Annotated in this window: 20 protein-coding genes; 17 read left to right on the top strand and 3 right to left on the bottom strand. The window is 39.8% G+C overall.

Going from position 1 to position 19,952, the window contains the following annotated elements; genetic code table 11:
- Positions 1-10: 10 nt before the first annotated feature.
- The 5 genes from Q7S57_02625 to Q7S57_02605 all read left to right on the top strand — a co-directional run bounded on the left by Q7S57_02625 (position 11) and on the right by Q7S57_02605 (position 5,582).
- The gene (locus tag Q7S57_02625; protein MDO8512142.1) at positions 11-949 is read left to right on the top strand and encodes an SDR family oxidoreductase; all 939 of its coding nucleotides are present in this window, start codon (positions 11-13) and stop codon (positions 947-949) included.
- Positions 946-2,235, top strand: a complete 1,290-nt coding sequence (locus Q7S57_02620; protein MDO8512141.1) for a nucleotide sugar dehydrogenase — start codon at positions 946-948, stop codon at positions 2,233-2,235. The genes Q7S57_02625 and Q7S57_02620 overlap by 4 nt, the downstream gene beginning before the upstream one ends.
- 266 nt (positions 2,236-2,501) lie before the next feature.
- A complete protein-coding gene (locus tag Q7S57_02615) occupies positions 2,502-3,506 on the top strand; it encodes an SDR family oxidoreductase (protein MDO8512140.1) in 1,005 nt (334 codons plus the stop codon).
- Between the two features lie 2 nt (positions 3,507-3,508).
- On the top strand, positions 3,509-4,495 hold the full coding sequence (locus Q7S57_02610) for a thiamine pyrophosphate-dependent dehydrogenase E1 component subunit alpha (GenBank protein MDO8512139.1): 987 nt from the start codon (positions 3,509-3,511) through the stop codon (positions 4,493-4,495).
- Positions 4,488-5,582: a transketolase C-terminal domain-containing protein gene (locus tag Q7S57_02605; GenBank protein MDO8512138.1), complete on the top strand. Its 1,095-nt coding sequence runs from the start codon at positions 4,488-4,490 to the stop codon at positions 5,580-5,582. Before Q7S57_02610 ends, Q7S57_02605 begins: the two co-directional genes overlap by 8 nt.
- A 42-nt stretch (positions 5,583-5,624) precedes the next feature.
- On the opposite strand, the gene Q7S57_02600 is transcribed toward Q7S57_02605, so the two are convergent.
- Complete coding sequence (locus Q7S57_02600; protein ID MDO8512137.1) at positions 5,625-6,008, bottom strand: hypothetical protein; 384 nt, start codon at positions 6,006-6,008, stop codon at positions 5,625-5,627.
- 125 nt (positions 6,009-6,133) lie between these two features.
- On the opposite strand from Q7S57_02600, the gene Q7S57_02595 reads away from it, so the two are divergent.
- Genes Q7S57_02595 through Q7S57_02575 form a run of 5 tightly spaced genes read left to right on the top strand, consistent with a single transcriptional unit; the run spans position 6,134 to position 10,382 of the window.
- On the top strand, positions 6,134-7,120 hold the full coding sequence (locus Q7S57_02595) for a GDP-mannose 4,6-dehydratase (protein MDO8512136.1): 987 nt from the start codon (positions 6,134-6,136) through the stop codon (positions 7,118-7,120).
- Positions 7,117-7,791, top strand: coding sequence for a class I SAM-dependent methyltransferase (locus tag Q7S57_02590; GenBank protein MDO8512135.1), 675 nt, complete (start codon positions 7,117-7,119; stop codon positions 7,789-7,791). The genes Q7S57_02595 and Q7S57_02590 overlap by 4 nt, the downstream gene beginning before the upstream one ends.
- The gene (locus tag Q7S57_02585) at positions 7,775-8,665 is read left to right on the top strand and encodes a sugar nucleotide-binding protein (GenBank protein MDO8512134.1); all 891 of its coding nucleotides are present in this window, start codon (positions 7,775-7,777) and stop codon (positions 8,663-8,665) included. Before Q7S57_02590 ends, Q7S57_02585 begins: the two co-directional genes overlap by 17 nt.
- Before the next feature lie 38 nt (positions 8,666-8,703).
- A complete protein-coding gene (locus Q7S57_02580; protein MDO8512133.1) occupies positions 8,704-9,357 on the top strand; it encodes a class I SAM-dependent methyltransferase in 654 nt (217 codons plus the stop codon).
- Positions 9,297-10,382, top strand: a complete 1,086-nt coding sequence (locus Q7S57_02575) for a zinc-binding dehydrogenase (GenBank protein MDO8512132.1) — start codon at positions 9,297-9,299, stop codon at positions 10,380-10,382. The genes Q7S57_02580 and Q7S57_02575 overlap by 61 nt, the downstream gene beginning before the upstream one ends.
- On the opposite strand, the gene Q7S57_02570 is transcribed toward Q7S57_02575, so the two are convergent.
- Entirely contained in the window at positions 10,379-11,275 is an 897-nt protein-coding gene (locus tag Q7S57_02570) for a hypothetical protein (protein MDO8512131.1), read from the bottom strand. The genes Q7S57_02575 and Q7S57_02570 overlap by 4 nt on opposite strands.
- A 125-nt stretch (positions 11,276-11,400) precedes the next feature.
- Between Q7S57_02570 and Q7S57_02565 the strand changes: the two genes are divergently transcribed.
- Genes Q7S57_02565 through Q7S57_02535 form a run of 7 tightly spaced genes read left to right on the top strand, consistent with a single transcriptional unit; the run spans position 11,401 to position 19,290 of the window.
- Positions 11,401-12,249 (top strand): glycosyltransferase, encoded by an 849-nt coding sequence (locus tag Q7S57_02565; GenBank protein MDO8512130.1) that lies wholly within the window; start codon positions 11,401-11,403, stop codon positions 12,247-12,249.
- On the top strand, positions 12,246-13,076 hold the full coding sequence (locus Q7S57_02560) for an ABC transporter permease (protein MDO8512129.1): 831 nt from the start codon (positions 12,246-12,248) through the stop codon (positions 13,074-13,076). Before Q7S57_02565 ends, Q7S57_02560 begins: the two co-directional genes overlap by 4 nt.
- Before the next feature lie 3 nt (positions 13,077-13,079).
- Positions 13,080-14,360: an ABC transporter ATP-binding protein gene (locus Q7S57_02555; GenBank protein MDO8512128.1), complete on the top strand. Its 1,281-nt coding sequence runs from the start codon at positions 13,080-13,082 to the stop codon at positions 14,358-14,360.
- Positions 14,350-15,648 (top strand): TIGR04372 family glycosyltransferase, encoded by a 1,299-nt coding sequence (locus tag Q7S57_02550; protein ID MDO8512127.1) that lies wholly within the window; start codon positions 14,350-14,352, stop codon positions 15,646-15,648. Before Q7S57_02555 ends, Q7S57_02550 begins: the two co-directional genes overlap by 11 nt.
- Before the next feature lie 44 nt (positions 15,649-15,692).
- Positions 15,693-16,406, top strand: a complete 714-nt coding sequence (locus Q7S57_02545; GenBank protein MDO8512126.1) for an FkbM family methyltransferase — start codon at positions 15,693-15,695, stop codon at positions 16,404-16,406.
- Positions 16,403-17,701, top strand: a complete 1,299-nt coding sequence (locus tag Q7S57_02540) for a glycosyltransferase (protein ID MDO8512125.1) — start codon at positions 16,403-16,405, stop codon at positions 17,699-17,701. The genes Q7S57_02545 and Q7S57_02540 overlap by 4 nt, the downstream gene beginning before the upstream one ends.
- Before the next feature lie 50 nt (positions 17,702-17,751).
- On the top strand, positions 17,752-19,290 hold the full coding sequence (locus Q7S57_02535; protein ID MDO8512124.1) for a PfkB family carbohydrate kinase: 1,539 nt from the start codon (positions 17,752-17,754) through the stop codon (positions 19,288-19,290).
- Positions 19,291-19,330: 40 nt separating this feature from the next.
- Here Q7S57_02535 and Q7S57_02530 read toward each other — a convergent pair whose 3' ends face one another.
- Positions 19,331-19,945 (bottom strand): class I SAM-dependent methyltransferase, encoded by a 615-nt coding sequence (locus Q7S57_02530; protein MDO8512123.1) that lies wholly within the window; start codon positions 19,943-19,945, stop codon positions 19,331-19,333.
- Positions 19,946-19,952 lie beyond the last annotated feature (7 nt).

The raw sequence follows: 19,952 nt of genomic DNA, 5'->3' as shown, positions 1-19,952 counted from the left end.
ATATACTGGGATGGCCAAATACCTAATCACCGGTGGTGCCGGCTTTATCGGCAGTAATATCGCTCGCGAACTCGTAAAAAAGAAACACAAAGTAATTATCCTGGATAATCTATTTTCCGGCCGTCTTTCCAACCTCGAGGATATTAAGGATAAGGTCGAATTTATTAATGGTGATATCCGAAATTTTGAGACGGTTAAAAAAGCGGTAACCGGTGTTGATTACGTATTGCACCAAGCGGCACTCCGCGGTGTTTACCAATCAGTCAAAGATCCACAAGCCGTTAACGAAACCAACATCACTGGTACACTTAATCTTTTGGTTGCCTCCCGTGACGCAAAAGTAAAACGTTTTGTATTTGCATCGTCTTCTTCGGTCTACGGCTTAATTGGCAACAAAAAAAATATTGAAACCCTCCCGCCAAAACCGGAATCACCATACGCCCTAACAAAATTAACCGGCGAGGAATACTGCCGTTTGTTCTACAAGATCTTCGGTCTCAAAACAATTTCACTCCGCTATTTCAATGTCTTTGGCCCGTATCAAAACCCAGACGACAGTTACGCGGCCGTGATTCCAATTTTTGTGAAAAACGCATTGAACGACCGTCCATCCGAAATCCATGGCACCGGCAAACAAAGCCGCGACTTCACGTATATTGCAAACGTCGTTCAAGCCAATATCAAAGCCTCCACATCACCCAAAGCAATCTTCGGCGAAGTGTATAACATCGCCGCGGGACAAAATACATCCATCCAACAACTTCACAACCAGATTCAGAAAGATTTGAAAAAGAATATTAAGCCAACCCAAAAACCCCAACGACAAGGAGACACCCCCCGCTCATTTGCCGACATCTCCAAAGCAAATAAATACTTAAACTATGCGCCAAAGATAAATTTTGAGAGTGGTCTCAAGAAAACATTATTATGGTATAAAAACAACATATGAAAACACCCTCCCCAAAGACAACAGTCGCCGTCGTCGGTTTAGGTTATGTCGGTCTTCCGCTCGCCTTGGCTTTCGGCAGAACAAACATTAAAACCATCGGTTTTGACGTAAAACAACAAAGAATCGACGAACTCAAGAAAGGGATCGACTCAACGGACGAACTAACACGCAAGGAAGTTAAAAATAGCAAGCTCGTCTATTCTTCCGACAACAACACCTTAAAAGAAGCAAACTTTTTCATTGTTGCCGTACCAACTCCAGTAGACGACAAAAATAATCCGGATATGTCATTAGTGATCAAAGCCAGCGAGACAGTGGCAAAAAACCTGAAAAAAGGCGACATTGTCGTTTATGAATCAACAGTTTATCCGGGTGCGACAGAAGAAGACTGCGTCCCGGTTCTGGAAAGAATATCCGGGCTGAAGTGGAAAAAGGATTTCAATGTCGGCTACTCACCGGAAAGAATTAACCCGGGAGACAAAGAACATACGCTGGAAAAGGTAGTCAAAATCGTTTCGGGTGATACACCGGAATCGACAAAAATTATTGCTACTACATATAAAAAAGTTTGCAAGGCCGGCGTACATATTGCCCCCAACATTAAAACCGCCGAAGCCGCAAAAGTTATCGAGAACACTCAACGCGACATCAATATCGCCTTAATGAACGAACTGTCATTGATTTTTCATAAGATGGATATCAACACCAGCGACGTACTAGAAGCAGCAGGAACCAAGTGGAATTTTCTAAAATTCACCCCGGGTCTGGTTGGCGGACATTGTATTTCCATTGATCCTTACTATTTAGTTTTCAAAGCAAAACAACTTGGCCATCAGCCCCAAATAATCACCGCGGGGCGTAAAATAAATGATTATATGCCCGAATATGTCGCCCAATTAACAGTAGATGGCCTCAAAAAAGCTGGAAAAGAAATCAAAGGCGCCAAAATTTTAGTGATGGGCCTAACCTTCAAAGAAAACGTAAAAGATTATCGAAATTCAAAAATCGGAGTCACAATAAAAGTTTTAAAGAAATTAGGAGCAGAAGTAATTGGATTTGAGCCACTTTTGGATTCAGAAACAATCAAACGCAATTTTGAAATCCCCTCTATCGATAAACTTTCAAATCACTTCGACGCAATCATCGTCGCAACACCGCACAAGAAATTTTCAGAGATGGAAAAACAAATCAAAAATTGCTCCGGAAAACAAGGTGTTATTATCGATATTAAATCTCTTTACCCGAAATTATTATCCAACAAACAATTGATTTACAAAAACTTGTAAATTAACTACAACTAGGGTAGAAATTGCTTAGTCTGGAGGAACGACTCATAATTTTTATTGCTATGCAAGAAAGCCTAATAGCCAAATACCGCGCCCAAATACAGCAACTTTTCGATTCCACTGCTTCTCAAAACGATAACGCGAAAACAATCGATTTTTGCATATTGGCGGAAAAAATTGCAGTGCACCTTGACGCATTCGAAAACCTACAACAAAACACCCAAAAAACTAATGAATATTTGCCGCAAAATATGATAAGAAATGACATGCAAATAAAGAAGGTGCTCGTTACTGGTGGTGCCGGATACGTCGGATCGGTTTTAGTCCCCAAACTACTAAAGGCGGATTTTGAGGTTACAGTTCTAGATTTATACCTTTATGGCGACACGCTTGCCGCAGTAAAAAATGATCCTAAACTGCACGAAATTAAAGGCGATTTGCGCGACAAAAAAGTTGTTCACGACGCGCTTCAAAACATTGACGCCGTTATTCACCTCGCATGTATTAGCAATGATCCCAGTTTCGAACTGAATCCTAATTTGGGAAAATCTATCAACTACGACGCCAGTATCCAGCTTTTTGATTTAGCTAAGCAAATAGGCGTCAAGCGTTTTATCTATGCAAGTAGTTCCAGCGTATATGGCGTAAAAGAGGAAGAAAAAGTCACCGAAAATCTTTCACTAGAACCACTTACCGATTATTCGCGCTACAAAGCACTTTGCGAGCGTTATCTCTTGCCCTTAAATAGCGATGATTTTACGGTGCTCGTTTTACGCCCCGCCACAGTTTGTGGTTATTCACCGCGATTACGTCTTGATCTTACTGTAAATATTTTAACGTGCCACGCAATAGAAAAAGGTGTGATCACTGTTTTTGGCGGAGAGCAAGCGCGCCCCAATATCCACATCGAAGACATGACTGACCTATATGTGCAAACACTATCATTCCCGAAAGAACAAATTGCGGGAAAAGTTTATAATGCCGGTTACGAAAATTACCCGCTTAATGAAATTGCCGCTATGACCAAGAAAATTGTTGGCGAACACGTTACGATAACAAAACAAGATACTGCCGATAAACGATCTTATCGCGTCGATTCCTCAAAAATCAAACAGGAACTGAATTTTTCCGCAAAAAGGACAGTGGAAGACGCAATTGAAGATTTAGTTAACGCTTTTAAAGGCAATTTGATTCCTGAAGCACTTTCCAATCCTCGTTATTACAACATAAAAACAATGCAAAAGTATATATTAAAAAACGAGAATCGATAAAAATGTCTTCGTTTGTACCGACAATAAAAGACATTGAGATTATTCGTCGACTTTTTTATCATACGGCACGAATTAGAATGGCAGAGGAAAAAATGGCTGCGATTTACTCTGAAAAAGAAATTCGCTGCCCCATGCATCTCTGCACCGGTCAAGAAGCGGTGCCGGCAGGAGCCTGCATGGCGTTAAACACATTCGACAACGTCATGGGCACCCACCGCGCCCACGGTCATTATTTGGCCAAAGGCGGAGATCTGAAAAAAATGTTTGCCGAAATATATGGAAAAGAAACCGGTTGCTGTGCGGGGATCGGCGGGTCACAACACCTCATCGATTTATCAATCAATTTTATCGGCTCTACACCGATCGTTGGCGGTACTATTCCGATTGCCACAGGGCTTGCTTGGGCGGCAAAATTACGCGGCGAACCAAGCGTAACGGCGGTTTTTTTTGGCGATGGCGCAACAGAGGAAGGAGTGCTACACGAGAGTATGAATTTCGCCGTCCTGCATCAATTACCAATTATCTATATTTGTGAAAATAATTTGTACTCGGTTTACACTCCTCTCAACGAGAGACAATCAAAAAGAAAAATCGTCGATATTGCCAGTGCCCATGGCCTACAAACACTTGAGGGAAATGGCAACGACGCTTACGAGGTCTATTCAAAAACAACAACCGCCGTAACACAAATTAGATCCGGAAAAGGTCCCCATTTTTTGGAATTTTCAACATACCGCTGGCGCGAACATTGTGGACCCAATTTTGACAATAATATCGGCTACCGTTCGGAAGAGGAATTTAAAAATTGGAAGAAAAATGATCCGTTAGAAAAAATCGAACAATATGCCCTTAATAACTGTTTTATTAATGACAGCGAACTAAAAAACACAAAAACCGCTATCGCGCAGGAAATTGAGGCGGCGCTAATTTATGCAAAACAAAGCGCCTTCCCAAACAAACCCTTAACCCCTGAAAATTGTTATGGCTGAACAAACAACCAACCCGCGCGCCACTATTAAAGTCAGTGAGGCCATCCGCGAGGCCACCCTCCAAACAATGGCCACTGATCGTCGTGTGATTATTATCGGGGAAGGCGTACCCGATCCAAAAGGTATTTTTGGAACGACACTTGGTTTGCGCGAAAAATTCGGCAAAGACCGTGTATTCGATATGCCTGTTTCCGAAAACGCTCTTACCGGTATTTGTATTGGTGCGGCATTGAATGGACTACGCCCCATTTTAACGCACCAACGCGCCGATTTTTCCCTGCTTTCTCTTGATCAGATTATCAACAATGCCGCCAAATGGCATTTTATGTTCGGCGGCAAAAAAACCGTTCCGATTGTTATCCGAATGATGATCGGAATGGGTTGGGGACAAGGCCCGCAACACTCCCAAAGCCTACAAGCACTTTTTGCCCAAGTGCCGGGATTAAAAGTTGTTATGCCGACTACCCCATATGACGCAAAAGGACTCCTCTTGGCCAGCATCCAAGACAACAATCCGGTCATTTTTCTAGAACACCGCTGGATTCACAATATCACAGGTTTTGTGCCGGAAGAGATGTATCAAGTACCACTCGGAAAGGCAAAAATCGCACGAGAAGGCACCGATGTTACACTGGTCGCTCATTCTTATCCGACAATTGAAACATTGCGCGCAGCGGATGTTCTGGCCAAACACGGCATTAGTGCTGAAGTTGTTGACTTGCGAACAATTCGACCACTAGACAAAGAAACAATCTTTTCTTCGATCAAGAAAACCGGCCGTGTCGTTGTCATTGATAACGCCCCCCAAACGGGAAGCATCGCCGAAAATATTGTCGCGGAAATTACCACAAACATTTTCGGGCAACTTCTTGCGGCACCGGTAATTGTCGCCTGTCCCAACTATCCGGCACCCACCAGTTTTGCATTAAGTAAAAATTATTACCCGACATACAAGGAAATATCAGAGAGTGTTTTTCGATTACTCAAAAAAGATCCCACACCGCTGACAAAAGAATTTCATGAAGAAACAACAGAATCCCCTCTTCCCCACGACATCCCCGATCCGACTTTTTCCGGCCCGTTTTAAACAAAAAAATGCCGGGGTTGTTTCACCCCGGACCACAGCCCTTCAAACGCTAAGTGCCGCGCGCGCTCTTGGTGACAAATGCGCCACCCAATCTGAGAAATCATCAAACTCGCTCGCAATATCTCTAATTCCTTGAGCAATTTCGACGTCCGATAAACCGTACGCCTGCTGGCTGGCTTCACAAGGATCCATTCCCTCAAGCTGTAAAAGATATTCAATCAAATCCCTATACCCTTGTCGCAACGTACATCCGATGTATGGCGACATTTCTCCGACAAAATTCAACATTTCATCGTCGGGCAGATCCGAACAATCGTTCGTTCCCATCCCCAATTCCTGCCGCGCCCGGTCAAAAACGTGGCGGCAAAATAAGCACTCAAGCATGTCCAACTCCGACTGGTTGACAACCAACGTTCCTTTTTGCATCGTATAAATCCTTTTTTCAGGTTATCAAAAAAAACACGAACGCTCTCCAAGTTAAAAACAAAGCGCCGTTTACGTCAACCACCCGCAATTTGACACTATCCTGCAAGCAAAATAGACTGCCATACATGAGCAAAATTGCGATTATTGGTTGTAACTCATTTTCCGGCGGTTTCGTCGTAGACAAGCTTTTGGAGAATTCAGAAAACGAAATTATCGGCATCAGCCGTGAAATGAAAGGCCCACTTTTCTTGCCTTATCTGCAAAAAGATACTTCAAGACTCCGTTTTTTTAGTATGGATCTTAACAAAGATATGCAAATACTTTGCGATCTTTTACAAACAGAGAAGCCTGAATATATTATAAATCTTGCGGCACTTAGCGAGGTCGCGCCCAGCTGGCAACATCCGGAACAATGGTTTGAGACCAATGTCGTTGCGCTCACCAAATTAGTAAATTTTCTGAAAGATCTAAAATCGCTCAAAAAATATGCCCACATTTCTTCACCCGAGGTTTACGGCACATGCGAAGGATCGGTAAAAGAAAATGCCTGTATGAATCCCACCACACCCTACGCCGCCTCCAAAGCCGCGGCGGATTTTTCCATCATGACTTTTTATAAGAATTTTCAATTTCCAGCCGTGTTAATGCGCGCCACCAATGTTTATGGCGCTCACCAACAACTTTTTAAAATCATCCCGCGTTCCGTAATTTATCTAAAAACCGGCAAGAAAATACAACTTCACGGCGGTGGAAGTGCCGTTAAATCATATATTCACATCCATGACGTGGCACAAGGTTATATTGACGGCATGTTCAAGGGTCGACCTGGAGAGATTTACCACCTGTCTCCCGATGCCGGTACGGCAGTCAAAGATGTTGTGCGCACAATTTGCGAAATAATGGGAAAGAATTTTGAAGAATCGACAGAAATGGTTGCCGAACGACTTGGACAAGACAAAGCTTATGTTATTGATTCACAAAAAGCACACACAGAATTTGGCTGGTATCCCACCGTGCCGTTACGCGAAGGATTGGAAGAAACGATCACCTGGGTGGAAAAATATTGGGCAGAAATTCAAAAACAACCATTGGAATATATTCATCGACCATGAAAACAACCAAAGAACCTCAATATAATGGCCAGTTAGAACACCAGAATCAATTTGGCCCCGGCCTGATGGGTTTGACCTCTTCGTACCTTTGGCTCAACGACCCGAAACATATTTTATTTACACTGTCGCGATATAAATTTGTATCCAAAATACTTAATAATAAAAAAAGTGTCGCCGATATCGGTTGTGGCGATGGATTTGGTTCACGACTAATCAGTACTTGCGTCGGCAATTTGGACGGGTATGACTTTGATCCCCTTTTTATAGAGAACGCAAAAAAAGTAAATAATAATATTTCCAATGCTAAATTTATTATTCACGACATCCTAAAAAATCCTTTAAATAAAAAATATGATGGAGCATACACACTGGATGTTTTAGAGCACATAAAACCATCGAAGGAAAAAATATTTCTGACAAATATTTGCAAAAGTTTAACCAGGCATGGCATCTTGGTTTTAGGCACCCCCAGCAAAGAATCGCAAATCTATGCTTCAAAGCCAAGCAAGGAGGGTCACATCAATTGCAAACGAGAAGTAGAATTAAAAAATCTAATGCAACAATTTTTTAATAACGTATTAACTTTTTCCATGAACGATGAAGTTGTACATACGGGTTTTTCGGGTATGGCGCATTATCTATTTGCGATAGGCATTGGTCCAAAACACTGACAAGAAAAATATTGTAATCATCGGTGCCGATGGGTTCATCGGCACGAATTTGTATCATTACCTAACCCTGCGAGGATATAACACCGCGGGCAGTTATTATAATAACCGTGAAATAAAAACACCGGGGACTTTTTTTATGGATCTAGCAAACCCCAACACATATGCTCCGGCATTTTCCTCTAAAGGTGCTTACTATGTTTTTTGTAATAATTTTGGCTCCATCGACTTTTGCAGATCACATCCAACTGAAACACGGGCAATAAACGTGGACGCGGTAAAGCTATTCTTGAAAAGCGTCAAAGAAAGTGGTGGCATACCATTCTATCTTTCATCCAATATGGTCTTTTCCGGTGCTAAACCAGATTACGTCGAAACCGACACGGTTTGCCCCATAACGGAATACGGGCGTCAAAAAGCAACAATGGAGGAGATGATTCAAAAAACATTTAATGAATTTTTTATTATTAGAATGACAAAAGTTTATGGAACCGACCCAACCGATAAATCTCTTTTTTCATCATGGTACCAGTCTTGGAAAAATGATCAAAAAATATCAGCTATCTGTGATTCTTTTATTGCACCGATATATATAAAAGACGTGATAAAAATAATCGAACTACTAATCGTAAATAAGCAGTTTGGAATATTCCATTTGTCAGGACCAGAAATCAAAAACTACTTTGAATTTGCGACGGAATTCGCGACTTTTTTAAACAAACCCTCAAAATTAATTGAGCGCGTCTCTGCCTCAAGTTTGGACTTATTGGAAAAGAGACCATTATATAATTCCCTCTCAACACAAAAAATTGAAACTGCCCTCCCGGGCATTAGTTTCACTAAAGCCTCGGACGTATTCTGCAATTATTCGAATTAGTGTAAAATGACACTCGTCTTATCATTCAGCCCACTTTTATGGAAATAGATCTACTAGCAAACTACCCAAAAACCAAAAGAAACCTCGACGAACGTGCCCAGGAAAAAACCGAGGCAGATCGAAAAATTGGCCGTCGCTTCGATAAAGAATATTTTGATGGCGAAAGACGATTTGGCTACGGAGGGTTTTCCTACCAGTCACGCTTCTGGCAACCGGTGGTTCCTGATTTCCAAAAAAAATACCAATTAACAGGACAAAGCAGTCTTCTTGATGTCGGTTGCGCGAAGGGTTTTATGCTACACGACTTTCGTGAATTAATCCCGGGAATCACTGTTGCCGGCATAGATATTTCTGAGTATGCGATCGAAAACGCTTTACCAGACATCAAACCATTTATTAAGGTTGCGGACGCAAAAAAGCTACCATACGCGGATAAAAGCTTTGATCTCGTAATTTCGGTTAACACTATCCACAACTTGCCCCTCGACGAATGCAAACAAGCATTGCGAGAAATACAGCGAGTGAGCAAAAAAAACGCGTTTATTACGGTTGACGCTTATAGAACCGAGGAAGAAAAAAAACGCATGGATATGTGGAACCTAACTGCTCTCACTTACATGAGCGTTCCCGAATGGCAAAAATTATTCGCGGAAGTGGGCTATACCGGCGACTACTACTGGTTTATTCCATGAAAACCAGGGCGGCTGTTCTCTATAGACTTAACGAACCCCTCGTCATCGAGGAAATAGAAGTCCCAGAACTAAGAAAAGGACAAGTTCTTGTAAAAGTGCTTTATAGTGGCATTTGCGGCAGCCAACGCAACGAAATACGCGGTTATAAAGGTACAGATAAATATCTTCCCCATTTAATGGGACATGAAGCATCGGGAATTGTGCAAAAAATCGGTTCTGGCGTTAAAAAAGTCAAAAACGGTGATTATGTTGTTCTAAGCTGGATAAAAGGACGTGGAATCGACGTACCTTCGTCAACCTACTCAAAAGACCAAATTTTGCTAAATGCCGGTGCTATTACGACGCTTGGCGAGTATACAGTTGTTTCAGAAAATCGTGTTTTCAAGATTTCAAAAAATATCTCACCCGACGTTGCCGCACTTTTAGGGTGCGCCGTACCAACAGGTGCGGGGGCGGTAATTAACACGTTAAAAGCTCAAAAAGGATCGTCTATTGCAATATTTGGCGTGGGTGGAATAGGCGCCGCGGCAATTATGGCGGCAAAAATGACGGGGTGTAAGTTTATTATTGCTATCGATATCACAGATCAAAAATTATTATTTGCAAAAAAAATCGGAGCCACGCATACCATTAACGCAAGCAAGGGCGACACATTATCACAAATACAAAACATTCTACCCAAAGGAGTTGATTATGCATTAGAAGCAGCCGGCACAAAAGAGACAATGGAAACAGCTTTTGCGGCTCTTCAATCGCATGGCATACTGGCTATTGCTGGTAATGTAAAGGATGGTATTAAAATCGAACTTACACCTTTCGAATTTATAAAGGGTAAAAAAGTCATCGGAACTTGGGGAGGCGACACAATACCTGAACGTGACTTACTTATCTATACAAAAGCCTTTCGGAGTGGGATCCTTCCGCTCGAAAAACTAATCACACACTGTTTCTCTTTTTATAAAATAAACGAAGCCTTCTCCGAACTCGCTACGGGAAAAGCGGGACGTATACTAATAAAATTCTAGAGTTTACCGCGAAAGCGAAGGCCCCACGGCTTTACGGATTTATCAAAACCAAGTAGACGTTTAGCTAATATTACTAAACTTTGCGGCAAAAAATAGTATAATTTTGCCTTCAAACCACCCAAATGACCGGCTCGCGTCCTGCTGAAATCGGAAATTTCGTAACTAAACCCTTGTTGTGGAGTCTTGTCAACCGTACTATTGGACACCTTTTCAGCTGTAAAAAAAACTTCTAGCATTTGATGCGAAATAATATTCGTCGCCGGACGTTTGGTACTCCAATCCCATTTTTGCCAATGCCCGCGCATTAATGCCCATGGTCGTTGTTCAACCAGAATACATCGCATATCAACGAATCCGTTTACACCATAATAATCATGAAATACTACAGGACTAAACTGATAATATCCATGCTCCATATAATTGTTGGCGGGTGATAAATGAAATAATCTACCACCATTTTTGAGCAAAATATTAACATTTTGTAAATTCTGTCGTACATCAAAAATATGCTCGCTCGTGCCAGCGTCAATAACTGTTCCGAATTTTCCGCGCCATTCCGCTGGGACCGGCTGATTTAAATCCCAAACATATTCAGCATCTTCATAATTTGAAATATCCAAAGTTTCTACATTTTGACCAGTCAACAATCCAAAAAAAAGCTGGTCACTGGCATATTTTGCATATGGAATATTCTTCCAGGCCGTGATGTTAGTATTTCGCTGTATCCCAATAGGTGGTTCTCTTAACACTACTTCCATCTCGATCAATAACTGACGTATCTCACCTTCAGTAGCATAAATACATTGCCTTCCTAGCGTCAAAATAGGACCAGGAAACGGTTTTCTCCTATACTCCTCTACGAGATACTTTAAAGCCGGTAACGCAAGACCCATATTCAGGTTTTTGATAATTTATACATAGAGCAATAATACACTATTTATGATAATTTATTAAGATAAGGCTTGCCAAAAAAAGGACTCACACTTGCCAGACGATAGGAATCCACTATCATTCCCATATGTCTATTATTCATCCTAAGCCAACGCTCGGGATTTTTATGCCCAATTACAACGACGCGACGACAATTGGACGCGCCATTGAAGCAATTATGAGGCAATCAACCCCCCCTGACAAATTTCTGATAATTGATGACTGTTCAACCGATAACAGTATCATCACTATCAATACATATATCAATAAATATCCTCAAATTAAGTTGATACGCCACAATAAAAACAAGGGGGTGTTAGCATCTCTGCAGGAAGGTTGGCAGTCACTCGACACGGATTATGTTTACGGTGCATCTGCCAATGACTATGTATTACCCGGTTTTTTTGAGCAAGCGATAAATTTGGTTTATCAATATCCGAAGGCAGGTATCGTTTTCGGCGATATGGTTACCGTTAACGAAAAGGATGAAAAAATAAGTATCGCATCAGTCCGCAAATGGAAAACTGCACGCTTTGCGCCACCCACTGTATATTTAACAGAATGCTTGGAAATAGAACCACCCTCGCATTCATGGAGTGCCTCAACGATTTATCGACGATCGGCCCTACAAGAAATAGCTGGTTTCCCTTTAGAATTAGGCCCATGCAGTGATATTTTTGCAATACGAGCCATAGGTTTAAAACATGGCGTGTGTTACTCTTCGGAAAAAGCGGTTGCTTGGCGGTTAGTGGAAAAAAGTTTTTCAGGCGGGCTAAGATATGACATAAAACAATATTTTAGCAGTTTAAAACTGGCAACCCAAAAAATGCGAACTGGGTTTTATAGAGATATTTTTCCTGAAAAATACGTACATAAATGGCATCGTCGATATCGATTATACATCTTCGCAAGATACATTATCAGTTTTGTTTTATGAACAATAAAGAAAAAAGTTACTATATAATAAAAGCTAAACGTGGCCTCGCCGCGTTTGATTTGCACGAGCTGTTTTATTACCGTGATTTACTACTCTTTATTGCTTTACGCAATATTAAGGTACGCTACAAACAAACTGCAATCGGAGCGACATGGGCGATAATACAACCCTTTCTCACAATGGTGGTTTTTAGCATTTTTTTTGGAACTCTAGCAAAAATACCATCAGATTCGGTTCCATATCCAATTTTTGTTTATTCCGGTTTACTTCCTTGGACTTTTTTTTCCAACGTAATCCGTTTTTCAGGCACCAGTATTATCGAAGATGAACGTCTTATTACAAAAGTGTATTTTCCACGCATAATTATTCCATCTTCTGTTGTTGGTGTAGAACTGCTCGATTTCTGTATTTCCTTTATCATCTTAATAGCAATGCTTTTCTATTATAAAATTAGTCTAACTCTTGGCATTTTATTATTACCCCTTCTTGTTATTATTATGATTGGATCCGCTTTAGGTGTTGGACTGATTCTTTCCGCCCTAACAGTCGCCTACAGAGATTTTCGTTATGTTGTTACGTTTCTGGTTCAATTGTGGATGTTCGTCAGTCCTGTTCTCTACCCCGTCACAATCGTACCAAAAACTTGGCGTTGGCTTCTTGCGTTTAACCCAATGACAGGCGTCATCGAGGGTTTTCGTTCGGCAATCCTTAATAAACCATTTGACACCCCCATATTGCTTATTTCTTTCTTAAGCGCCGTGATATTGTTCTTCGTTGGACTCTTGTATTTTCGCTACAAAGAGAGATCCTTTGCCGACATTATTTGATTTATGGAACCAATTATTTCCGCTGAAAAAATCGCAAAACGATACAAAATCGGTGAACACCGTGAAATGTATCACACCCTAAGCGATTCACTATTGCACACAATTAAAAAACCTCTTAATTACCTAAAAAGCGGTTTCAAAAACCAAAATAAAAAAACTGAAGATTTTTGGGCACTTAAAGACATCTCGTTTTCAATCGCACGCGGAGAAGCTGTCGGTATTATTGGTCGCAATGGCGCCGGTAAAAGTACTTTACTAAAGATACTAAGTAGAATTACCGATCCCACTTACGGACAAATCATTATGCGCGGAAGAGTCGCCAGTTTATTGGAAGTCGGAACAGGGTTTCATCCGGAGTTAACCGGACGGGAAAATATATATCTCAATGGTTCGGTATTGGGCATGAAAAAACGGGAAATTGATAAAAAATTTGATGAAATCGTTGAATTTGCTGAAATAACTAAATTTATTGACACCCCCATTAAAAGATATTCGAGCGGTATGTATACGCGCTTAGCTTTTGCGGTTGCCGCCAACCTTGACCCCGAAATCCTCGTAGTAGACGAGGTTTTGTCTGTTGGTGACATTGAGTTCCAAAAAAAATGTCTGGGAAAAATGGATAATATTGCCGCCAACGGACGCACTGTAATTTATGTAAGCCATCAATTAGAAAGTTTGGCACTGCTATGCAATAGGTGCCTTCTGCTTGACAAAGGCGAATTAATTGCTGACGGAGCATCACGAAAAATAATAGATTTATATATTTCGAGAATAAAAAACTCGCTTTCTGTAAGTTTGAATGATCGTCACGACCGCAAAGGCCGTGGCGGAATTCGTTTTACTGAAACCTGGGTTGAAAACGGATCCAATAGAAGAGTAACGCAAGTGATATCAGGAGAAAACATGAAAATCGTCGCTCTGTATAACCAGCGAGATGAAATAGACGCTTCAAATTTTTCATTCAGTTTTTGCGTTTTTACCGCACACAATACTTTACTTACCAACTTTAATACTCTTGCTACCTTAGGCAATGATCATTTAAAAACGATCCCGCGTCATGGCAAAATTGAGTGTATTATTCCTCAACTAGGATTGAATAGTGGGGATTTTTATTACAGTTTACTTGTTACCACAAGATCTGGAGAGGAGGTTGAAGACTATATCCTTCAGGCCGGAATGTTTTCTGTTGAGCCGGGAGACTACTTTGGAACCGGCCACATTGCGGGCAAACAAAACCTAATCGTCGCCGATCATTCATGGAAGATCAATGGTTATGAAAATTGAAATTAATAAATCTTTTTTTAAAAAACTACCAAGTCGCATAATTATTTTATTAATGTATTACTTTGAAGTAACTATTGCGCCATTTATTTCAAAATATCTTTTCTTTATTTATTGGCCGTTTTACGTATTCTTTTTAAAAACTAATTATCGTTTTCTATTCAACATTGCGGATGGTGTTGGAGACAATATTCCCGTATTAGACAATTTTTTTCGTGCACGCACTTTAAAAGAACTGAATCCAAAAATTAAATATATTATGATTAGAAGAAATAATGATTTTTGTCGTACTATTGTTAAACTGTATGGTAATCTTTTTGCTTTTTCTTCCTCATCTAATATTTTTTATTGTTTGATCTTGCCGATGCTTATGCGCTACAGAAATATCACACTAGACGCTGGGCTCTCTCGCTGTAAGTGGTATTTACCTGATCGCGAGCACAATTCTTTGCCACCTCGTTGGCAAACTAATCAATATCTAGTTTCAAAAAAAGAAACTCATCAATATTGGATTGATTGGTACAGAAGACGTTCATTAACCCCCAATTTTTTTTTATTAAGATCCCACATCAAGGAAATAAAATTTAACGGCTCTTTTGATACGACAAATAAGAAGATCGCCCTCATTCACATTAAAACAGACATTGTTAACGCGACAGCTTGCGTGACCAACCCTGATACGTATTTACCAGCTATCAATTATTTATTAAATAATAACTTTTTTATAGTATTTGTCGGTCGCGAAAAAATGCCGGAAATTTTTAAACAATATAATATCTACAACTACGCCAATTCCAACGAAGCGAACTTTCAAAACGACCTCTCCCTTTTTTGTCTGGCCAAACTAGCCATTACGGCCGGTTCTGGTATTTCTTATTTGGCGGATTGCTTTAATACTCCTTGTCTTTTTCTTAATTCGTGGCATATTTTTAAGCCCCCATTTTCAGAATCATGTATTCAAATACCGACATTAATCGCCGATACTACAGGCAAATTGCTTGACTTTGTCGACCAAGCCAATCTTTATCATAGTTTACCAGATAAATACAATGAAATTTTTCCAAAAGATAAATTCATGGCTATTAACGCTTCATCAGAAGAGATTTTAACCGGTCTAAAAGAACTTATTTCTTCTAACGAAAAATTATTACCAATCACAAATGAACAAAAACTTTTTAATCAATTAGATCCAAATGGCTGGTTAAAATACGCAAAATCTCGTATTAGCCAAAATTTTTTAATGAAACACAAGGGACTTCTGGAATCTTCCTTTCTTAAAATAGTTAACTAAGGTTCTTATTGCTATTAAAAACTTTAATAAATAATACTTAATATATGAATACAAAAAAAATTAGAACAGTGCTTGGAAAAACATGGGATACTATAAAAGGTCCTGCCAAAAAGTTTTATTCCCAAGACGGTGAAGATGCGATTTTAGCACGAGTTTTTGAAAATCAGAAGAAGGGTTTTTTTGTAGATATTGGCGCTTATCACCCCAAAAAAATATCAAATACGTATTTATTTTATAAAAAAGGATGGCGAGGCATCAATGTTGATGCAAATGAATCAACTATCCAGAAGTTCAAAACCTGCCGTCGGCGTGACGTTAATTTGCATTTTGCAGTTGGAAAAAACACGGGCGTGACGAATTTTTATCGGTTTAATGGAAGCCATGGAGCAATAAACACTCTTGATAGTAATATGGCCGAATTTCGCAAAAACCAGGGATACAATTTTGATCGTATTATCAGCGTTAATGAGACAACATTGGAAAATATTTTTTTTCAACATCTGCCACCAGACACCACAATCGACTTTCTTTCCATCGATATTGAGGGGGGAGAACTAAACGCTCTTTCTTCAAACAATTGGGAGAAATATCGACCAAAAATAATTGTCGCCGAATGCCTTGGACCGGAAGGCCGTGGAAACTTGCCGCTAACTGAAGTTTTAAACGATGAACTTACCAGGTTTCTTGTTGGCCAAGCCTACATTCCATTTGCTAAAACCGTAAATTCAGTCTTCTTTTTTGATCAATCCGCTCAATGAAGAATTATTCTATCATGCGCGTCTGTGCGGCAAAACCATACCTATTTTCATTTAACAAATACTTTAACGAAAAAAGTACCAACTCAAAGGATTATGCTAGCACTCTATCTGCTTTTCAAACATCCGGTTTTTTAACACCAGGTAGCTGGTCAACTCATATACAAAATCTTGGTAATCAAGCAATTGACGTCGTTCCAGATTTTACACTTTTACAAGAGCAATGGATACAAGAAAACGCCGGATTAACTACTTTTTCTAAAAAATATTCTTTGACCGATATTTTTCTTATGCAAATCAAATACTATCGTCCTGACATTATTTATTTTGAAAGAGGCGGTTTTCTCACGATCACACATGCACTTAGAAAAAACATTAAACAACTATTCCCGTTTGTAAAAATTATTACGGGCTTGTGGGGTGACGAGTTGAACGGAAATCATCAATATTCCGACTTCAATGATCTCGACCTGATTTTTTGTACCTACCCAGCCCTAAAATACTCTTTCGAAAAAATCGGCATACACAGTCATTTAAATCATTTATGTTTTGATGATACGCTTAGTGAACGTATAATCCCAAATAATGTTTCACACAAAAAAAATGATTTTATTTTCCCAGGAACAACTGGCTATGGAATCGACGAGCATAGAGATCGATACTTTGATCTAAAAGAACTACTCAACAAAACACCGCTGCAAATCTGGACTAAAGAAGAAACACTTTCATTAAAAACAAATTTAATTCGCTCAGCCGCCTCTTTACTAACACATCTTGACCTGAACACCCTCAATTTTTTTCTATCATTAAAAATTTCACGACACGATGAACGAATCGGACACCTCATTGGTTATTCAATCCGCAAAAAACAAGATCCGTCCGGTTCTTGTTTATTTAACTGGAAAAAACACAAACCCTTAAGTTCTCTTTATCCGGAACGTTGTTTTCCCCCTCGTTTTGGTATGGATTATTTCGAACTTATTTATAATTCCCGCATTGTTTTTAACAGACATCGTGTTGATAAAACAGAATTCGCCAATATTAGAACTTTTGAAACCACTGGAATGGGTGCCTGTTTATTAACAGACAGAGCAAACGAAGCTGCCTCGCTTTTTGAAAAAGACAGAGAAATCGTAAGTTATGAATCTATCCCCGAAGCAATTGAGAAAGTTAATTTTTTACTACACGATGAAAAACAAAGGCAGGCAATTGCCGATGCGGGAAAAAGAAGAACACTACGAGATCATACGGCACAAAATCGCTGCCTAAAAATACACGAAGTTTTCGTGTCATTATAGCGTTTCATGCACTATTGCCTAAATTGTCCCTATTGTTTATCCTCCACAACATGACCAATCAGGATCTCGAGGAGAAAATTAAAGATTTTGATCAAATAGCCGGAATTACCGACTCGTTAAGACAGCAAAATAAAAAAATTGTGCACTGCCATGGCGTGTTCGACCTGGTTCATCCCGGCCATATTAAACACTTTCAATCCGCAAAAAAGTTCGGAGACGTTCTCATTGTTTCGCTTACGGCAGACGAATTTGTTAAAAGAGGCCCTGGCAGGCCTATTTTCAACCAAATTATTCGCGCTGAAACCCTGGCGGCACTTTCCGTTATTGATTTTGTTGTTGTGGTAAACGAAGCAACGGCAGAAAATATTATAAAACAAGTTCGTCCGAATTTTTACGCCAAAGGACCGGATTACAAAGAAAAATCGAAAGATGTTACTGGACAAATATCTGAAGATGAAAAAAACATAACGGCGATTGGAGGAAAACTTGTTATTACAGACGACCAATCATTCAGCTCATCCAAACTCATCAATAATTATTTGGATGTTTACTCACCCGAACAACGCATCTTCTTGAGAGATTTTTCACAACGTTACACAGCCGCAATAATTTCAGACGAGATGAAAAAAATTGATAATCTTAGGATCCTGGTTATTGGCGACGCAATCATTGATGAATACCACTATTGTCAACCTCTTAATAAATCGGGCAAGGAACCCATTATAACCAACAAGTATCTTTCCGAGGAATCTTTTGCTGGCGGAGTACTAGCAACAGCCAATCACGTGAGCAATATTTGCAATAACGTCTCGCTACTTACCATTCTTGGCAGATTAAACTCCCGAGAACAATTCATTCGCGAAAGAATGCACCCCGAAATTAAACTAAACTTCTTTTATCGCGAGGATGCTGAAACAACAACCAAGAGACGCTATATAAGCGATGCCCACAATCGAAAACTTTTTGAAATTTGTTTTTTTAACGATAACCCGATATCCGAAAAAATCGAGTCCGATGTCGCTTCATATCTTGTCACAAACGCGAAATCATTCGATCTTATAATCATCAACGATTTTGGCCATGGTTTTATCACGCCAAATTTAATTAATATTATTTGTAATACTGCTAAAAAACTCGCACTAAATGTTCAGACTAATAGCGCCAATACCGGTTTCAATCTAATTACGAAATATCCTCACGCAGACATGATCTGCATTGATGAAATGGAATTGAGATACGCCACACATGATCGTTTTAGTAATTTATCCAAACTAGTATCACAAACACAGTCAACAATGAATTGCGAGATGCTTTTAGCGACACGTGGCCCAAAAGGTTCACTTTCCTTTTCAAAAAAACATGGCTTTATGGAAACACCGGCACTGGCCACCAATGTGGTCGACCCAGTCGGTGCTGGAGATGCCTTTTTCGCCTTTGCCGCACCCTGCTATGCCGCTGGCCTACCACACGATATGGTGGCATTCATTGGTAATGCCGTTGGCGCAATGGCCGTACAAATTGTCGGTAACCGCGAAACAGTCAAAAAAATTGACTTGTTAAAATTTATTACACGATTACTAAACCAATAATATCTTCGTTTAATCCACAAGTTGGCCACTTCATAAATAATTATCTTTTAACAAAGGTGCAAATGATATTATTTCCAATTGGAAACTTTTTCTGAAATGGCTGATATAGTTTTGTCATAAATCCCCATAGTCCCAAGAGGTATTTTTGAATGAATCCCGGTAAATAGATAAATACCGCCGTGCTTTGAAAATCAATGAGGCCAAAACCGTTTGCGATACCGGTTTTTTTAAACTCATAGATAGTTCTGTATTTTTTTCCGTCGCGGTTTAGAAACCAATAATAAGCGACCACAATAATATTTTCTGGATGCAACAAGTTTGGATATAAAATTATAAACTTTCCGTCTTTTTTTAAAATTCTTCTCACCTCAATAAAAAGATCAGACAAATTTATAAATTCAGACAAACCATCAATCCAAACCAAATTACAAGAATCGGAGGGAATACTGGTTTTGGTTCCACTTTCGCAAAGCACAGTTACCTTTTCTTTAATCGTCTCGATTTTTGGCATTCCATAATCTAACATTTCGCGATTAATATCGACTGCGTAAACACGTGCGGCCATACCCATATGTTTTGTATGAATAAACGTCCCACAACCTAAATCTGCAACGGTGATCCCGTCTTTTATTTCTTTTTCTAAGTAATTTAACAAAATTGGA

This window comes from bacterium (genome assembly GCA_030647555.1).
GTDB lineage: Bacteria > Patescibacteriota > Andersenbacteria > UBA10190 > CAIZMI01 > CAIZMI01.
Note: the sequence above shows the minus strand (reverse complement) of the source record. Positions and strands in the feature narration are given on the sequence as shown.

Coding starts and splice junctions, on each gene's coding strand:
- Q7S57_02575 (MDO8512132.1), top strand. CDS start 9,297: ATGGCAAAAATTATTCGCGGAAGTGGGCTATACCGGCGACTACTACTG.
- Q7S57_02555 (MDO8512128.1), top strand. CDS start 13,080: ATGGAACCAATTATTTCCGCTGAAAAAATCGCAAAACGATACAAAATC.
- Q7S57_02570 (MDO8512131.1), bottom strand. CDS start 11,275: ATGGGTCTTGCGTTACCGGCTTTAAAGTATCTCGTAGAGGAGTATAGG.
- Q7S57_02610 (MDO8512139.1), top strand. CDS start 3,509: ATGTCTTCGTTTGTACCGACAATAAAAGACATTGAGATTATTCGTCGA.
- Q7S57_02595 (MDO8512136.1), top strand. CDS start 6,134: ATGAGCAAAATTGCGATTATTGGTTGTAACTCATTTTCCGGCGGTTTC.
- Q7S57_02625 (MDO8512142.1), top strand. CDS start 11: ATGGCCAAATACCTAATCACCGGTGGTGCCGGCTTTATCGGCAGTAAT.
- Q7S57_02580 (MDO8512133.1), top strand. CDS start 8,704: ATGGAAATAGATCTACTAGCAAACTACCCAAAAACCAAAAGAAACCTC.
- Q7S57_02615 (MDO8512140.1), top strand. CDS start 2,502: ATGCAAATAAAGAAGGTGCTCGTTACTGGTGGTGCCGGATACGTCGGA.
- Q7S57_02535 (MDO8512124.1), top strand. CDS start 17,752: ATGACCAATCAGGATCTCGAGGAGAAAATTAAAGATTTTGATCAAATA.
- Q7S57_02560 (MDO8512129.1), top strand. CDS start 12,246: ATGAACAATAAAGAAAAAAGTTACTATATAATAAAAGCTAAACGTGGC.
- Q7S57_02565 (MDO8512130.1), top strand. CDS start 11,401: ATGTCTATTATTCATCCTAAGCCAACGCTCGGGATTTTTATGCCCAAT.
- Q7S57_02605 (MDO8512138.1), top strand. CDS start 4,488: ATGGCTGAACAAACAACCAACCCGCGCGCCACTATTAAAGTCAGTGAG.
- Q7S57_02600 (MDO8512137.1), bottom strand. CDS start 6,008: ATGCAAAAAGGAACGTTGGTTGTCAACCAGTCGGAGTTGGACATGCTT.
- Q7S57_02545 (MDO8512126.1), top strand. CDS start 15,693: ATGAATACAAAAAAAATTAGAACAGTGCTTGGAAAAACATGGGATACT.
- Q7S57_02590 (MDO8512135.1), top strand. CDS start 7,117: ATGAAAACAACCAAAGAACCTCAATATAATGGCCAGTTAGAACACCAG.
- Q7S57_02550 (MDO8512127.1), top strand. CDS start 14,350: ATGAAAATTGAAATTAATAAATCTTTTTTTAAAAAACTACCAAGTCGC.
- Q7S57_02540 (MDO8512125.1), top strand. CDS start 16,403: ATGAAGAATTATTCTATCATGCGCGTCTGTGCGGCAAAACCATACCTA.
- Q7S57_02620 (MDO8512141.1), top strand. CDS start 946: ATGAAAACACCCTCCCCAAAGACAACAGTCGCCGTCGTCGGTTTAGGT.